The following is a 14,611-nucleotide window of genomic DNA, read 5'->3' as shown; positions in this document are numbered from 1 at the left end:
GAGCACATAGTGCAGAGGTCCAGGCAGCTTTACTGGCAATGGTTGATGGCTTTGGTACACCCAGCATGGGCGTGGACTAATGGGGTGAAAGTCCCTGTAGGAAGATCACCGTTTAATGGATTTCATTAAATGCTAACTAATAATGAATGGCAACTGTAATATCGCAAGGTCTTGTGGGGAGGAGGCCGATAGAAAAACTACGAGCTGGCCAAGGATACAGAAACCGGTAGATCTAACGGGTAGAGTAAGTGATGCACTTTAAAGCTGAATGTAGGCAATAATTACATTTACAAATACATGAATTTATACTTTCGGGTGGCCCAGCAAACTGAATCTCAACTTACCAATGGTTACATTTACGCGATCCCTTATAGAATATAAAAGTTTGTACCAATTACAACTAATTACAGCGTTCGCATTGTCGGCGAGCAAGGCTTCCCGCCTCCAACATTACGGAGTAGATGTGGTGAGTTTCATTGAGTCCGCTTTAAATATCGTTGTTATAGGGGTGTCCGTTTGTAGTTCACACCAAGAAAGAATAAGTATTTTATATTTTGACTTACAGCTGCCTGTAAATATGAGATAATAATAGACTTACTTCTCAGCCAATTTGTAGTTTGGATTTATTTTAATGAGGAAATTATTGAGTGTATTGCTTCCAGCAGCAGTGCTTACTGGTGTTGTTGCACCGAAAATTGCCGGCATTCAACTTGAGTCATCCATTGATGAAATAGTCACTGCCGCAAATGAAAATTCGGCATACACGGTTGAAATAAAAAGCATGGATTCATCCTGGTTTTCAACCCAGGCCACCTTTTTGGTCAGCATGGATCTCAATGCTTTCTCGGATGTATCAGATACCCCTGAACTTGAATCTTTTTCTGTGGAAGTAGATTTCAGTGCTTCCCACGGCCCCTTTCGCTTCGGTGAACATGCCGGTTTTGGGTGGCTTGGCTGGACGCTAGAAGTTGCCAGTGATCAATTACGTGAACATTTGGTATGGGCTGAGAAAACTCCTTTTTACCAGCTTCATGGCAATATGAATGTTATAGGTGGTTATTACTATAACGACAGCATTACGCCATTTACTACTGATATTGAAGATCATAAAGCTCAGTTAACTTTCAGCGGTTTTCAGGGTAACGGGCAATATCAGGATGGGCAACTAACTTACCAGGGGGGTGCCGATAGCCTTACTGTCACTTCTGAGTTAAGGGATGTCAAGGCTGAAAGGTTGACTATGGATATGACCATGCCCTCCTCCCTTAAGGCAATCTTTGAAAGTGCTTTTTATGATTCTGATATAACAATTAATCTTGGTACCATCAGTTTAAATGATAGAGAACAAAACGAAAATATTGACATTGCTGACCTATATGTGAAGGGCAGTACTGAATTCAACCAAGAAAAACAACTGGGAAATATGCAGGTTGCCTACGGCTCTAAAAAGGTCGACATAGCTGAATTCCATGGTGAAGATCTGGCCCTTGAGATTGAGGTCGCCAATATCAGCCAAGAATTTTGGAAGTCTTATCAGGATTTTGCCTACTCACGCAATACGTTGCCTGCTGAAGACGCAGGATCTAAGGCTATGGAGTTTATGAACGCTAATCTGTTATCTTTAGTGGCTGGCGAACCTCAAGTGAATATTACCAGCTTACGGGGTACTTTCCCGCAAGGCAGCTTTAACAGTAACCTTCATACTAGCTTAGTTGGCATTAGCGTGTTACCGGAGCAACCACTAGATCCGGCTTTCTGGCTGTCACATGCCTTAGTTGACGGCAATCTAAGCGGCGATAAAGCCCTGTTTGAATTTATGGCCGTACAAGTGATGAAAGCTCAATTGAAAAATAACCCGCAAACCCAAGGCATGAGTGAAGAGCAGCTGGAGCAAGTAGCTGCTCAACAAGTGCCGACCATATTAGCGTCTCTTGAGCAACAAGGTTTGTTAGTATCAACCAATGACGGCTACAGCTCCAATATCAGTCTGAAAGACAGCGAGTTTAAGGTGAATGAAAAACCTATGCCGCTGCCCCTTTAGCGGATATTAGCTGTTTGTGACTGAAGTGGCTTATCTTAAGCCACTTCATACTCTTCTTCTAAGGCTGGCGATTTATCGGTTTTTTTGTGTTTACGGTGTTTACCTAAGCTATAAACAATGCCGGATATGGTTTAGTTTTTATTTGTGGTGAAACGTAGGAATATCGGCGCTAATGGCTGCTAATCCATGACTATGACTTTTTAAGCCCTTTTAGTATGTCTACCAAATACTTCCTGGTCTTACGATAAAACTCCTCTCTTCACTGCTTTGAGGCCCATATTGCTAACCTATGCATGATAGCCTTCTGTGATATTTTGTCTTCTGGAAGGGGTTGAATTAATTTATCGTGAACTAAAAGACGGTAAATATATTCGAGTTTCTCGTGAGCTGAATCGGTAGCTTCGAATTCGACAACGCCTCGCTTGGTACCATATGCAGTACCGAGTGCTATAGCCTTTTTCACCATCTCTTTTTCGTTTTTGAGTTTCTTCATTATCATCTCTCAAAGAGGTCGTCGATATTACGCACCTAACGCCCGCCTCAACTGCCGGTGGCTACTGTCACCTTATTTATTAAGGTTTTGGCAAAAAAGATGACAATGGCCGGAGGTCAATTTACAGGCGCTTGGTGCACTCAGCATGGGCCTGGACTAATAGGGCGAAAGTCCCCTGTAGGAAGATCACCGCTAATGGATTCCATTAAATGCTAACTACTAGCGAATGGCAACTGCAATACCGCGAGGTCTTTTGGGGAGACATCCGCCAGCAAAACTTCGAGCTTAGGAACAGAAACATTCTATAAGGTTTAGCTGGGTGATCTAACAGGTAGAGTCAATGATGCAGCTGTGCAGTGAAAGTTCACGTTCTTATCTAGGGAGATCTGTTTAGCTGTCAGCGTGGGCGCTGACTCATAAGTAGGTCCACCACTATCGTGGAGTAGAAAAAATGGTGGAACATAGCCAGAGCCTCGGTCAGAAATGACCAGGGTGATTAAACAGAACTCAGCCGACGGCATAGTAGCTAAGTGCCAAGATTAATACCTTGAGCACGGTGAAGGCCTCAACCAAAATCCACGAGTTATAAGACAGGGCAGCCTATCGATCTGTTGTCAGCCGGCAATAAAGGTGCCACAGGCATTGATGGGATTACCATCAATGAGTTTGTTCGGCACTTCAAGGTAATTGGCGATGAGATTGTTGAAATTATTCGGCAAGGTCATTATCAACCGCTTCCCGTTAGGCGTGTCTACATCCGCTAGCCAGATGGTGGTCAGCGAGGTCTTGGGATACCTACGATCTTTGATCGTGTTATTCAGCAAGCTGTTGCCCAAGTTATCCACCCCAACTTCGATAAAATTTTTTCGGAGTTTAGCTATGGCTTCCGTCCAAAACGATCACAGTATCATGCAGTGAGCAAGCTTAGAAAATATATCGAGGAAGGGAAACGAATAGCGGAGGATGTCGATTTATCTAAATTTTTTGATCGAGTAAATCATGATTTCCTTATGAGTTTACTTGGCCAAAGAATCAGCGATAAGCGTTTACTCAAATTGATCGCAAGCTACTTGCGCGCAGGATGTGTAGAAGATGGATATTGGAAAGCCTGTCATGAGGGGGTGCCACAAGGTGGCCCTTTATCGCCGCTGCTTTCCAATATTGTACTCGACCTGCTAGACAAAGAACTGGAAAAACGTTGACACAATTTTATCTGCTATGCGGAGAATTTTGTGATCGTCGTTTCCTCTAAACGCGCGGGTGGACGGGTTATGGCGAGTATTAAACGCTTTGTTGAGCGCAAGCTTAAGCTCAAGGTTAACGATACTAAAAGCCAAGTAATCCCCGATTGTTTTGAAACCCGCAGGCAGTAAGTTGCGTCGATCAGTGCTCTCGAATTTGTGTCGAAACCTCTTCCCGATATCCCTACTATCCGGTAGTTTCTAATTCATCAGGCGTTGATAGGGATAAAGTCTAGAAGTCAGATTCAAGGTTGATTGACTCTCGTAACCAGTCCCTGATGTTGGATTCAAAGCTATCTGGGTATGGGAGGCATTTTTCATCGAGAAAGAGGTCGGTATGCTTAGTGGCACTAGCTACCATCCAGCTGAGCGAGATGTCCGAAAGTCTACTACCTGGATAGGATCCACCGTTATTTGAATGGACTGCAGGCATCCAAAGCTGCTCGACAATTTGATTATCGTCAACGGCGTAGCGGCGCCTGGCCTTCGGGGTGTTCGAGGTCCTTTTCGTCGAACGCGTCGTCGGTCAACGTCTTCAGGAACGCCACGACCGCAGCTTCCTCTTCGTCTGTCAGCCCGAGGTTGCCCAGCTCGGCCCGGTTGACGTTCTTAGGGACTTCCGGTTTGGGCCAGCCGGTGATTCCGAAGTTCGGGTCGGTTGCGTCGGGCACTTCACCGAGCGTATCACGGGTGTTGTAGAAATGGACGATTTGCTCGAGCGTGGCGAAGACGCCGTTGTGCCCGTAGGGTGGGGTGATCTCAATGTTGCGGAGAGTGGGCACCTTGAATTTACCATTCTGCGATCCGTCGGGATGCTTGGCGGCAATCTCCGGCCTACCGCCCAGGCCCAGGTCGAGTGGCAGGCTGTCGACGCCGTGCAGGACGGCGATTCGTGGGTTCACAGGAAGCCCCAGGTTGTCGTAGGTGAAGTCGGTGAACAGGGCATGCGGGTAGTTCGCCGGCGGCTTGCTACTATGGCAGTTGCTGCATTTGGCTTTGCCATTAAACAGTTGGAGTCCCAACTGTTCCTGCGGGGTCAGGTCGATCTTGCTTGCAACGTAGTAGTCGTACTTGGAGTTGAACTCGGCGAACTCGTCAGTTGGCTCGAAGGACCCGATTGCGGCGCCGAACTTGGGGTAGACCATCTCGACCTGTGGCCACTTGAGGTCTACGCCGTAGAGCCGCCGGAAGGCCTCGAGATAGACCGGATTCTCCGCGAGGCGCGCGAGGACCGCCTCTTTGTTCGGCATGGCCATCTCCAGTGGGTTGAGTGGCGGTCCGATTGCTTGGTCTTTCAGCGAGTTGGCCCGGCCATCCCAGAACTGCCCGCCGACATAGGTCTGGTTCTGCTCATCCCAGTGGAATGGGGGGCTGAACGTCGCGTAAGCGGCGGTCTGGGCGTTACGCGTGCCAAATTTCCCTGGCTCGGACCCGGGGGAGACCGGCATGTTTACGGGATCGGCGGCACTGCGTGGATCGGCGAAACCGGCCGAGTGCGCGTGACAGGTGACGCAGCCGGTGTTACGCCTGGCCGAGATGTTCAGGTCGTTGTAAAGAAGGAATCCCAGCTTAACCCGATCGGGGAGTGGGGTGTTCTGCAGCGGCGGAAGCGCCGCGGGTGTCGTGTCTGATGAGGTGGCCGTTTCCCCCGTCAAAGGGAGGACGAAGACCGAGAAGGCAATCATGGTGCCGGCCACGATCAACATACCCAGCCCCCCGCGCCTATTAGCTTTAATTATCTTGCTGTAATCCTCGTACTTTGCATGCTGCTTTACAGCAAATTCTCTCGTTGAAGCTACAATTTCGCTTCTTCCCTTTCTTTCTGAGACAGAGAACATTTTAATCTTATCCGCTGTATATATTTGCGTTACATTACATAGCGCCAGCTTCCACTGCTCCTTGGAAAGATCACCGTATATTGAAAAAACACTATGAAAAAATCTTGTATCTTTACTCATGAGTTAAGAGCCCTGATTTCATGTAATAGTTGACCAGGGAGCCAGTGGTTCACTATCTATCTTTCTATTAAAGACCCTTTAAGTTCCAAAGCGAATCTATTAGCTACTTTAGATTATAGATTTCCTATAAAGTGGCAATCTGGTAAATATATTTGCAATTAAATAATCTACGGTAGCCTAGCCTCTTTAAAAAAATAGCTCAGGGGCGTGGCGCACTTAAGTCAGATTGCCAGACTCTAACCACCGTTAGTAAATTTAAACGCCTATTTAAGTTCTTTCACCCCACTCTGTTGCGGTCAACTCCAACCGAACACTCCTCTAAGTACATTTCTCAAATTTGATAGGGGCTAGGTCCCCCAGTGTTGTATGTATTCTGCTTGAGTTGTAAAAAGCAATATAGGCTCTTACATCTGCTATCACCTCCTTTCTTCTGCCATGACATTCAACTCGATGGAAGAGCTGCTCGACAGTATCGTTGGGTAGAGATTTATTACGGATAGGGAACCGCCCATTGCGGACATGTATGATGGGTGGTGTGGGGGCCGGTAGCTAGAAACTACTGGTTACCCGATTTAGATTTTTTTCTCGCTACGATGGAGAATATATGCCAATGGTGCGGTGTGCCATCTGTAGTTTCTCCTGAAAGGTCATGTTCAGTCCACTTTAATAGCTCAAAGTTACTGAGGTGTTTTTTAATCTTCGATTCATTCATAATTAGAGTATCACTCCAAAATGCTTCCTTATCATACTCAGGCCCAGCCATTGTATCTTTCGGCCCCAGGAATGAACCGCAAAAGATTCCACCCTCTGTCAAAGAGTTAGTTATTTTCAACCAAACTGACTCAAAATCTTTTTCAGGACAAAAGAAAAGACTGGCATCAGCAACTACCAGCGAGGACTCAGGATAATGGAAAGTATTAAAGCTATCCCTTGATAGAATAACCTGCTCATCATCTTTGAATCGTTTACGACATCTAGATATAGATTCATTCTCGATATCAAAGGCATGAACCGTGAAATTATTACTGCGCAAATAAGCTATATCTGATCCTGCTCCACAGCCACAATCAACAGAAATCCTTTTTCCTTTTACTTTACTTAGAGCAAAAATCAAATCTTCACGAGTATCACTATGTTCTGTTGAGTCATAATAGTTGGAGATTTCTCTCGTTGACATTCCCTATCTCCGATGAGTAAAAAAATCTAACGCCGCGAACAGTAGCCGAGCGTAGCGAGGTCCAGCCCCGAAGGGGCGATGCTGTCTTTACTTGGTAAGCCCTGCATGGGGGTAGCCTAATGGGGTGAAAGTCCTCTGCAGGAAGATTACCGTTCAATGGGCTCCATTAAATGCTAACTACTGGCGGATGGCAACTGCAGCACCGCGAGGTTTTGTGGGGAGGAAGCCGCTAGTAAAATTACGAATTAATGCAAAGAAAAATCCTATAAGCCTGGAGGCGAGGTGGCCAAGGACACCGAAGCCATATGATCTAGCGGGTAGAGTAAATGGTGTAGTTGGATAGTGAAAGTTAACGTTCTTATCTGGGGAGATAGGTTTAGCTTACTGCTGTAAAGTTGTTGGCGTGGCCGCTGACTCGGAAGTTGCGTACTGCCAGGATACTCTACTCAAATGAAGAGCTGTTCGGCACTATCGTTGGGTAGAGAGCCATTACGGATAGGGAGCCGCCTATTGCGGACCCGCACGATGGGGGGGCGGTAGCTAGAAACTACCGGCTACCCGATTTATGTGTTTTCATTTCTTCCTATATTTCTAGCAGCTTGACAAGCTAACACTAATATTAATGGAAGCAATGTAAAGTCTACGATTAAAGCAAGCCACCAATAATCCAATAAGTGTAATGTTGGGTGTAAATATACTCCACCCAAGAAAATTATACCGCCTATATATGGAAAAAATGATGTACTACCTTTCTTTATTAAAGCATTTAGCCCTGATACCCAGTTAGACAGACCAATGACGCTACCAATAATAATCAAGCTTAATGCAAAGGTTTTCATTTTTTCTCTCCCCTACACATAATGCCCAAAGCAGCGGCGCAGGTTAGCACGTCCAGTCCGCAGGGCGTACAGCCTTTATTTGTTAGGTGCTCGACTGTGGGATTTCATTTTGCCATAGGTAGCATTTTAAATTTGATTTACGTTTAAAACCCTCAAGCATATTTGCATTAATATGCCAGCGCCTACAGATTACCAATAACTTAATTATGGCCTCATCTGAAGGTGATTGGTTAAAGCTGATAGTTAGCTCCAGTCCATGGCCTCGCACCTGTTTGTAATCAGGAAGCTCATAGATGCAGGAAAAGAAAATATTTTCATCTTCTTGGTCGTAGAAAGTTGGTCCATCAATCGTAATATCCATGCGTACACCTAGCGCTCGTAGCGCGAGCAAAATTTAAGCGCAACGCCAGTTTCGTCGGTGTGCCTATGCTTGGTACACCCAGTATGGGTGTGGACTAATTGGGGCGAAAGTACCCTGTAGGAAGATCACCATTTAATGGGTTCCATTAAATGCTAACTACTAGAGAATGACAACTGCAACAGCCAAGGACACTGAAGCCGGGTGATCTAAAGGGTAGAGTCAAAGATGCAGTTGTGTAGTGAAATTAACTGGGGAAGTCTGTTTAATTTACTACAGTGAAGCTGTCAGGGCGGTAACAGACTCATATATAGGCCTAATCAGTTCGAGACTATCGTTAAGTACATGGATAAGGAACGGCCTATTACGCACCCCCGCGATGACTGATGTAGTAGCCGGTAACTAGAAACTGCCGGCTACATGATTTTGAGCAGCTCAACAACATTGCCAGAGGAACTTACCAATCGTTCCCTCTTTATTTATGAATGCGTATGAAACACCGGAGTCTCCAAAATTGATACTAAATGGAACTTCACACGAATCTAGTTGCATAAGAAGTGACCAGTCATCCGTATGTCCGGGAAATTCGTCACCTTGAAGAAAGCTGGGTGTCCCACCAATTTTATTTCCTCCCAGCTTATTACAGTATTTTTCATAGTCCTCGTCAGCTAGGTCAAAGCGTTCTGCTTCTGGAATGAACTCTGGGTCTTTTGAGGCTGAAAGATCAACAGCTAATTCGATGTCTATTGGGTAAAGACCAGTTTTCCCCTTTACTTCAACATAGTCCTGTAAAGTTGGTCCAGTGGTGATATTTCGTACCTTAATTTGAGGCTTACCACCCGGTTGAATAATTACTGCATTCTCGCCACCATCTGGCTCCCATGTTCCATCAACGTACTCATCATCATCTGTCATGAAGATATAGGCCACTTTTCCCTCACAGCCTGGAAATAGATCATTTGTAAGTTTGATCTGACAAATAAAGCGCATGGGAGAATCCATTTCAGAGCTTATTGGCCATTGAGCTTCCTCAAGCCAATTAGGCTGACCGCCAAATTTTGTAACAACATCAGAAATCGGTAATTCAGTTACTTTGAATTTTATTGTATTCCGAGTAATCATACTTATCCTTGTGTACTCTAAACCCTTGCTAATAGGCAGCTGAAACTCAGTGTAGGCTGTCCCATGGAAGCGGAACGGAGTGTACTTGAGTAACTTGGTACGCCTAGTATGGGCGTGGACTAATGGGGTGAAAGTCCCGTGTAGGAAAGTCACCATTTAATGGGCGCCATTAAATGCTAACTACCAGCGAATGGCAACTGCAACGCCGTGAGGCCTTGTGGGGAGGAAGCCGCTAGCAAGACTACGAGCTGGCGAATAGAAATATCCTATAAGGCTTAGCCTGGAGGGGGTGGTCTAAGGGTAGAGTCAATGGTGCAGCTATACAGTGAAAGGTCACGTTCTTATCTTGGGAGATCATTTTAACTGGCTGCTGTGAAGCTGCCAGCCTGGCCGCTGACTCAGAAGTAGCGCACTGCCATGATACTCTACTCAAATGAAGAGCTACTCGATACTATCGTTGGGTAGGGATTCAACGGATAGGAAACCGGCCATTGTGGACTGGCACGATGGGTTGTGTGGGGGCCGGTAGCTAGAAACTACCGACTACCCGATTTATGCGCCTGTCCCTACCTAATCACAGCGACATCTATGTGGTTACCAAATAGTGCTTATTTACGATTAGCCCACGGAGATTTATTTTCAAAAGTTGAGATATACAGATTCTCGACTTTATCTCGCGCCCACTGGGTTTTGCGTAAAAACTTGAGCGAAGACTTAATTGATGGGTCACTCTTAAAGCAATTGATATTAATCCTATCTGCCAAACCATCCCAGCCATAATGCTCCTGCAATCGTGTAACAACTTTCTCAAGAGTAATACCATGTAGCGGATTATTTGGTTGTTCTTTACTCATTCTTCAATCAATACCCTATGTTAAATGACGCATAATGCCGCGAGCATGGGCGTGAACTAATGGGGTGAAAGTCCCCTATAGGGAAATCACCATTTAATGGTCGCCATTAAATGTTAACTACTAGCGAATGGCAACTGCAACACCAGGAAGTCTTGTGGGGGAGGGAGCTACTGGCAAAACTACGAGCTGACGAACAGAAACATCCTATAAAGCTTAGCTTGGAGGGGAGGTGGCAAAGGACACCGAAGCCGGGTGATCTAACTGGTAGAGTCAATAATACCTTTATGTAGTGAAAGTTCACGATCTTATCTGAGCTGATCTGTTTAGCTTGTTGCTGTGAAGTTGTCGGCGTGGCCGCTGACTCAGAAGTAGCGTACTGCCATGACACTCAGCTCAAATGAAGAGCTGTTAGAGACTATCGTTGGCTCGTACGGATTGGGAGCCGCCCATTGCGGACTCGTACGATGGATGGTTTGGGGCCGACAGTTAGAAACTACTGACTACCCGATTTAAATAATGATGCGGCACGAACTTTGTCCAGCTGTTTTTCAGCACTATATGTGTAAATTCTTGGCTTCCCGTCGGGAAAATATGATCGCACCGTATAATCAGATCCTCTACCGGCTTCCACGATCTCTTGATAAAACTCTTCATCTTCCTCTTTTTCCATATCAAGAATTTGATCTAATAGCGGGCCAGAGTTAGCCATACCAAATTGATATAGTCCGTTTTTATCTTCTGTAAGATAAACTAAATGTTCTTTGTCGATACTATAGGTAAAGCTACAATAAATACGATTTTGTGATACCTCTACGATCTCATTTTTTTTAATATTCCCTTTAAATGGCTCAATTACGAGATACTTATAGATTCTTACACCACCCTCTTCCCGAGATGCTCGTGCCGTAGTTTCCGCTTGTATCAAGTACCCTCGAAAAGCAATATCACTCGAAGCCAAATTCGATTCATAGGCTGACATACCCTCATACTCCTTAAGCATGAAGGGAGCAATTTTCATACACGCAAAAACATTTTCTGGTGTAGCCCACATCAATAGTAAGAGTAATGGAGTGTATTTCATCACTTCACTTAACGCCTCAATAATGGGCCGAAGCACTTAGTGTGGAGGTCCAGCCCCGAAGGGGTGGCATTGATTGACTTTCTACACCCAGTATGGGCATGGACTAATGATGTGAAAGTCCCGCTGTAGGAAGCTCACAATTTAATGGATTCCATTAAATGCTAACTACTAGCGAATGGCAACTGCAACACTGTGAGGTCTTGTTGAGGGGAAGCTGCTAGCAAAACTACGCGCTGGCAAATAGAAACATCCTATAAGGCTTAGCCAGGAGACGAGGTGGCCAGGGGCACGGAAGCTGGGTGGTCTAGCGGGTAGAGTCAATGATGCAGTTGTGGAGTGAAAGTTCACGTTTTTAACTGGGGAGGTCTGTTTAACTTGCTGCTGTAAAGTTGTCAGCGTAGCCGCTGACTCATAAATAGGCCCAGCCTGCTAGCTACCATCGTGGGGTAGACAAAGTGGTGGAGCATAGCAGCGCTTCGGTTAATAATGATCAAGGTGATTAAGCAGAAGTCAGACGACGGCATAGTAGCCTAATGCCAAGATGAATACCTTGGACAGGGTGAAGGCCTGAACCCAAAATCCACAAGTTAAAAGTTAGGGCTAGCCTACCGATATGTTTCCAGTCGGATAAATTTAAGGTAGCGTACTGCCATGACACAAAACTCAAATAAAGATCTGCTCGACACTATCGTTGGGTAGAGATTCATTAAGGATAGGGAGCAGCACATTGCGGACTTGCCCGATGGGTGTTGTGGGGGGCGGTAGCTAGAAACTACCGGCTACCCGCTTTAGCGCAGCTAGCTTTATAGTCAACTTTATTAGAAATATAATTGTGGTTCCACACGTAGATAACTGACCATAGGATATCTAGTACAAAAGCCTGAGCTTCTTCTTGATGCGTTGCTTAACACCTTTTTGGTGCTAACTCCGCGCTCTACTGCAGCTTGCTGCGCATTATCAGTTTTTTCGCCTACTTAACCAAGCAGCACCCACTATGGAAAGTAAAAGCCACCCTGACATTACGATGTTGAAATTACGCTGCTGATCCGCTTCAGAATTGTAGAGCCTGAAATCTGCCAGACTCAAGGCCCACCCAGCCAAATACACTAAGAAGAAATAAGCAATGCTGATGCAAACAAACGCGATGATAAACCAGAGTAATTTTTTCATCATGCTACCGGAAAGAACCTTATTTTTTTAGATTTACCTAAGTCAGACCAAATGCTTGGAATAACTATATTGAATCTCGTACGAAAGTATGAGCCAATTCCAGTCATAGCTCTACCATTCCAGAGATCGATATGATCTCCACCGCTACCATCACTGCGGAGATAGTAATCTTCAAAGCATATAATTCCTTTCCTCGATTCTACTTTTTCTCTCCAGTTTTCACCGGTAATATTTTCAGTAACTAGCATATTTGGAATTTTTGAGTTTTGAATCCAATCTGCAAGCTCTGCTGCTGCGAGAATATGTTCCTCTCCTGGGTGAACCCAACACTTCCTTCCTTTTGGAAAAGTATTGAATTTAATACCAGATTTTTTCATTGCATGACTTAGCCGAATCGCGCATTGGTTTCCAAAAAGCTTTTCACCATCCCGGTTCTTTGCGTCGCATGGATCTTCATTTGGGTAGTTTTCCCATAATCTATCAAAACGTACCATTTAACTTCCTTGTTGGTTTGCTATTTCCGACTAAAGCTAACGCCTACCTTAACTGCCGGCAGCTTTTGTACGGCTTTTGTACAAAAGGTACCAATGGCCGGAAGTCAGATTGCAGACGTTTGATATGCCTAGTATGGCGTGAACTAATGGGGTGAAAGTCTTCTGTAGGAAGATCACCGATTAATGGTTTCCATTAAATGCTAACTACTAGTGAAAGGCAACTGTAACACCACGAGGTCTTGTGGGGAGGAAGCTGCTAGCAAAACTACGAGCTGATGGGCAGAAACATCCTATAAGGCTTAGCCTGGAGGCGAGGTGGCCAAGGACACCGAAGCTGGGTGATTTAGCGGGTAGAGTCAATGGTGCAGTTGCGTAGTGAAAGTTCACGTTCTTATCTAGGGAGATTAGTTTAGCTTACTGCTGTGAAGTTGTCGGCGTGGCCGCTGACTCAGAAATAGCGCACTGCCATGACACTCAGTTCAAATGAAGAGCTACTCGTTACTATCGTTGGGCAGAGATTCATTACGGATAGGGTGTCGCCCATTGTGGACTCGCCGATGGGCGGTGTGGGGGTCGGTAGCTAAACCCGATTTAAATGCCTCAATCTGTGCCGCCGTCATCCATGCCATGTGAACCGACACCAAAGTCAGAGCCAACAGATGCAACATCGTTACTACTAAAGTTTGCAATTCCGTAAAAATGAAGATTTCCTACTTCTCCACGCATTGCTCCGTAATCACACACTTCACCAATTTCATGATGATATGCATCAAATTCCTTCTTTGAGCAAAAAATTGAAATCGCGTAACAGGTATAAATAATTGAGAGCCCTGACCTCTCAATCGTAGCCCTTACTTGTTTTGGGCGATACCTTTTAGATTTTCCATAATCTTTCGCTAGCAACTTAGGCAATTTCCGTAAGTACGATTTTATCGCTCTATTTCGCTGTATTCTTCGGATGAACTGCATTACGTGTTCCTTGTGTGTATTTAACGCCTTGCCAAGCGGCGACCCCGTAGGGTCGTCGCGTTTGAGCAGCTTGTTATGTATTGTATTAGCTGCATTGTAGGCACGATTTTAATTTTTATTGAAATCAATGTTTACCCTTAATCTTGGTAACTATCTCATGAATTAATTCAGCAGGTAATAACGATTTAGACAAGTACTGCTGCCCCCCGGATTTAGCCACCAAAATAAGCCCTAAATCGGTTTCAATAATATGCTCGATATCTGCCCACAATAGAGCTGTTGTCGTATAAGGATTCTGTGTCTGGATTCCATCCTTATCTATGGTTAATTTCACCTCACTACCGGCACTTTTCCCAAGCATCTGCCGTGCTAACCACCAAGCTCGTCGATATCGAATGTGAATCAGTTCCAGCACGCCTAATGCAATTAACGTGCAACTTGCGATCTTAGGCTGCTCAGTAAAAAACAGTAATCCCGCACCAGAAGATAATAATAATGTAGGAAGAAGATAATTGGGCTTGACATTTTTCCCATAGGGTAGAGACTGATCATAGCATTCGGCAAGGTAATCTCTAGATAAGGTAAATTGAGTATTAAAAGGCTGCATAAAAACAACTTATTGTGTCTGGTAAATTTGTCGTAGCACTACAGTGAGTGTCAGGATGATTCTTTAAGCTAATGTCAATTACGCCACATCTCTCAATAAGACCTCGGTTTAGCCCCACATAACGCCTTTAGCCACGGCAAATTACGGAATCGAAGGCGTAGTAATTTGTCCGCTTGCCTAAATTTGGCACACCCAGCATGGACGTGA

Annotated in this window: 16 protein-coding genes; 3 read left to right on the top strand and 13 right to left on the bottom strand. The window is 45.0% G+C overall.

The genetic code is table 11. The features are described from left to right. Positions 1-631: 631 nt before the first annotated feature. Positions 632-2,041 (top strand): YdgA family protein, encoded by a 1,410-nt coding sequence (locus tag ACJJIV_RS05835; RefSeq protein WP_444891083.1) that lies wholly within the window; start codon positions 632-634, stop codon positions 2,039-2,041. A 259-nt stretch (positions 2,042-2,300) separates the two neighbouring features. Here ACJJIV_RS05835 and ACJJIV_RS05830 read toward each other — a convergent pair whose 3' ends face one another. Both ACJJIV_RS05830 and ACJJIV_RS05825 read right to left on the bottom strand, forming a co-directional pair. Beyond that, the gene (locus tag ACJJIV_RS05830) at positions 2,301-2,534 is read right to left on the bottom strand and encodes a DUF5062 family protein (protein WP_252084850.1); all 234 of its coding nucleotides are present in this window, start codon (positions 2,532-2,534) and stop codon (positions 2,301-2,303) included. Between the two features lie 614 nt (positions 2,535-3,148). Further along, the gene (locus ACJJIV_RS05825) at positions 3,149-3,370 is read right to left on the bottom strand and encodes a hypothetical protein (RefSeq protein WP_252084851.1); all 222 of its coding nucleotides are present in this window, start codon (positions 3,368-3,370) and stop codon (positions 3,149-3,151) included. Between ACJJIV_RS05825 and ACJJIV_RS05820 the strand changes: the two genes are divergently transcribed. Further along, the gene (locus ACJJIV_RS05820; RefSeq protein WP_444891697.1) at positions 3,326-3,736 is read left to right on the top strand and encodes a reverse transcriptase domain-containing protein; all 411 of its coding nucleotides are present in this window, start codon (positions 3,326-3,328) and stop codon (positions 3,734-3,736) included. The genes ACJJIV_RS05825 and ACJJIV_RS05820 overlap by 45 nt on opposite strands. 30 nt (positions 3,737-3,766) lie before the next feature. Continuing rightward, positions 3,767-3,907 carry a hypothetical protein gene (locus ACJJIV_RS05815; RefSeq protein WP_252084852.1) on the top strand — a complete coding sequence of 47 codons (141 nt, stop codon included), beginning with the start codon at positions 3,767-3,769 and terminating at the stop codon, positions 3,905-3,907. A gap of 100 nt (positions 3,908-4,007) precedes the next feature. Here ACJJIV_RS05815 and ACJJIV_RS05810 read toward each other — a convergent pair whose 3' ends face one another. The 11 genes from ACJJIV_RS05810 to ACJJIV_RS05755 form a co-directional block, all read right to left on the bottom strand. Then, positions 4,008-4,208, bottom strand: coding sequence for a hypothetical protein (locus ACJJIV_RS05810; RefSeq protein WP_353505467.1), 201 nt, complete (start codon positions 4,206-4,208; stop codon positions 4,008-4,010). A 28-nt stretch (positions 4,209-4,236) separates the two neighbouring features. After that, the gene (locus ACJJIV_RS05805) at positions 4,237-5,481 is read right to left on the bottom strand and encodes a cytochrome-c peroxidase (protein WP_444891082.1); all 1,245 of its coding nucleotides are present in this window, start codon (positions 5,479-5,481) and stop codon (positions 4,237-4,239) included. Between the two features lie 808 nt (positions 5,482-6,289). After that, a complete protein-coding gene (locus tag ACJJIV_RS05795) occupies positions 6,290-6,910 on the bottom strand; it encodes a class I SAM-dependent methyltransferase (RefSeq protein ID WP_444891080.1) in 621 nt (206 codons plus the stop codon). Between the two features lie 563 nt (positions 6,911-7,473). After that, the gene (locus ACJJIV_RS05790; RefSeq protein ID WP_444891079.1) at positions 7,474-7,749 is read right to left on the bottom strand and encodes a hypothetical protein; all 276 of its coding nucleotides are present in this window, start codon (positions 7,747-7,749) and stop codon (positions 7,474-7,476) included. Positions 7,750-7,831: 82 nt separating this feature from the next. Beyond that, positions 7,832-8,110: a hypothetical protein gene (locus tag ACJJIV_RS05785; RefSeq protein ID WP_444891078.1), complete on the bottom strand. Its 279-nt coding sequence runs from the start codon at positions 8,108-8,110 to the stop codon at positions 7,832-7,834. A gap of 432 nt (positions 8,111-8,542) precedes the next feature. Next, entirely contained in the window at positions 8,543-9,229 is a 687-nt protein-coding gene (locus ACJJIV_RS05780) for a DUF1963 domain-containing protein (RefSeq protein ID WP_444891077.1), read from the bottom strand. Positions 9,230-9,837: 608 nt separating this feature from the next. Beyond that, positions 9,838-10,083 carry a VF530 family protein gene (locus tag ACJJIV_RS05775; RefSeq protein WP_252084859.1) on the bottom strand — a complete coding sequence of 82 codons (246 nt, stop codon included), beginning with the start codon at positions 10,081-10,083 and terminating at the stop codon, positions 9,838-9,840. 493 nt (positions 10,084-10,576) lie between these two features. Then, entirely contained in the window at positions 10,577-11,164 is a 588-nt protein-coding gene (locus ACJJIV_RS05770) for a hypothetical protein (RefSeq protein WP_444891076.1), read from the bottom strand. Between the two features lie 1,169 nt (positions 11,165-12,333). Then, positions 12,334-12,828, bottom strand: a complete 495-nt coding sequence (locus ACJJIV_RS05765) for a T6SS effector amidase Tae4 family protein (protein WP_444885832.1) — start codon at positions 12,826-12,828, stop codon at positions 12,334-12,336. 600 nt (positions 12,829-13,428) lie between these two features. Then, on the bottom strand, positions 13,429-13,797 hold the full coding sequence (locus ACJJIV_RS05760; protein WP_444891075.1) for a DUF6559 family protein: 369 nt from the start codon (positions 13,795-13,797) through the stop codon (positions 13,429-13,431). A 124-nt stretch (positions 13,798-13,921) separates the two neighbouring features. Further along, positions 13,922-14,404, bottom strand: a complete 483-nt coding sequence (locus tag ACJJIV_RS05755) for a YcxB family protein (RefSeq protein WP_444891074.1) — start codon at positions 14,402-14,404, stop codon at positions 13,922-13,924. Between the last annotated feature and the right edge of the window lie 207 nt (positions 14,405-14,611).

This window comes from Microbulbifer mixtoriginis (SeqCode) (assembly GCF_052466765.1).
Note: the sequence above shows the minus strand (reverse complement) of the source record. Positions and strands in the feature narration are given on the sequence as shown.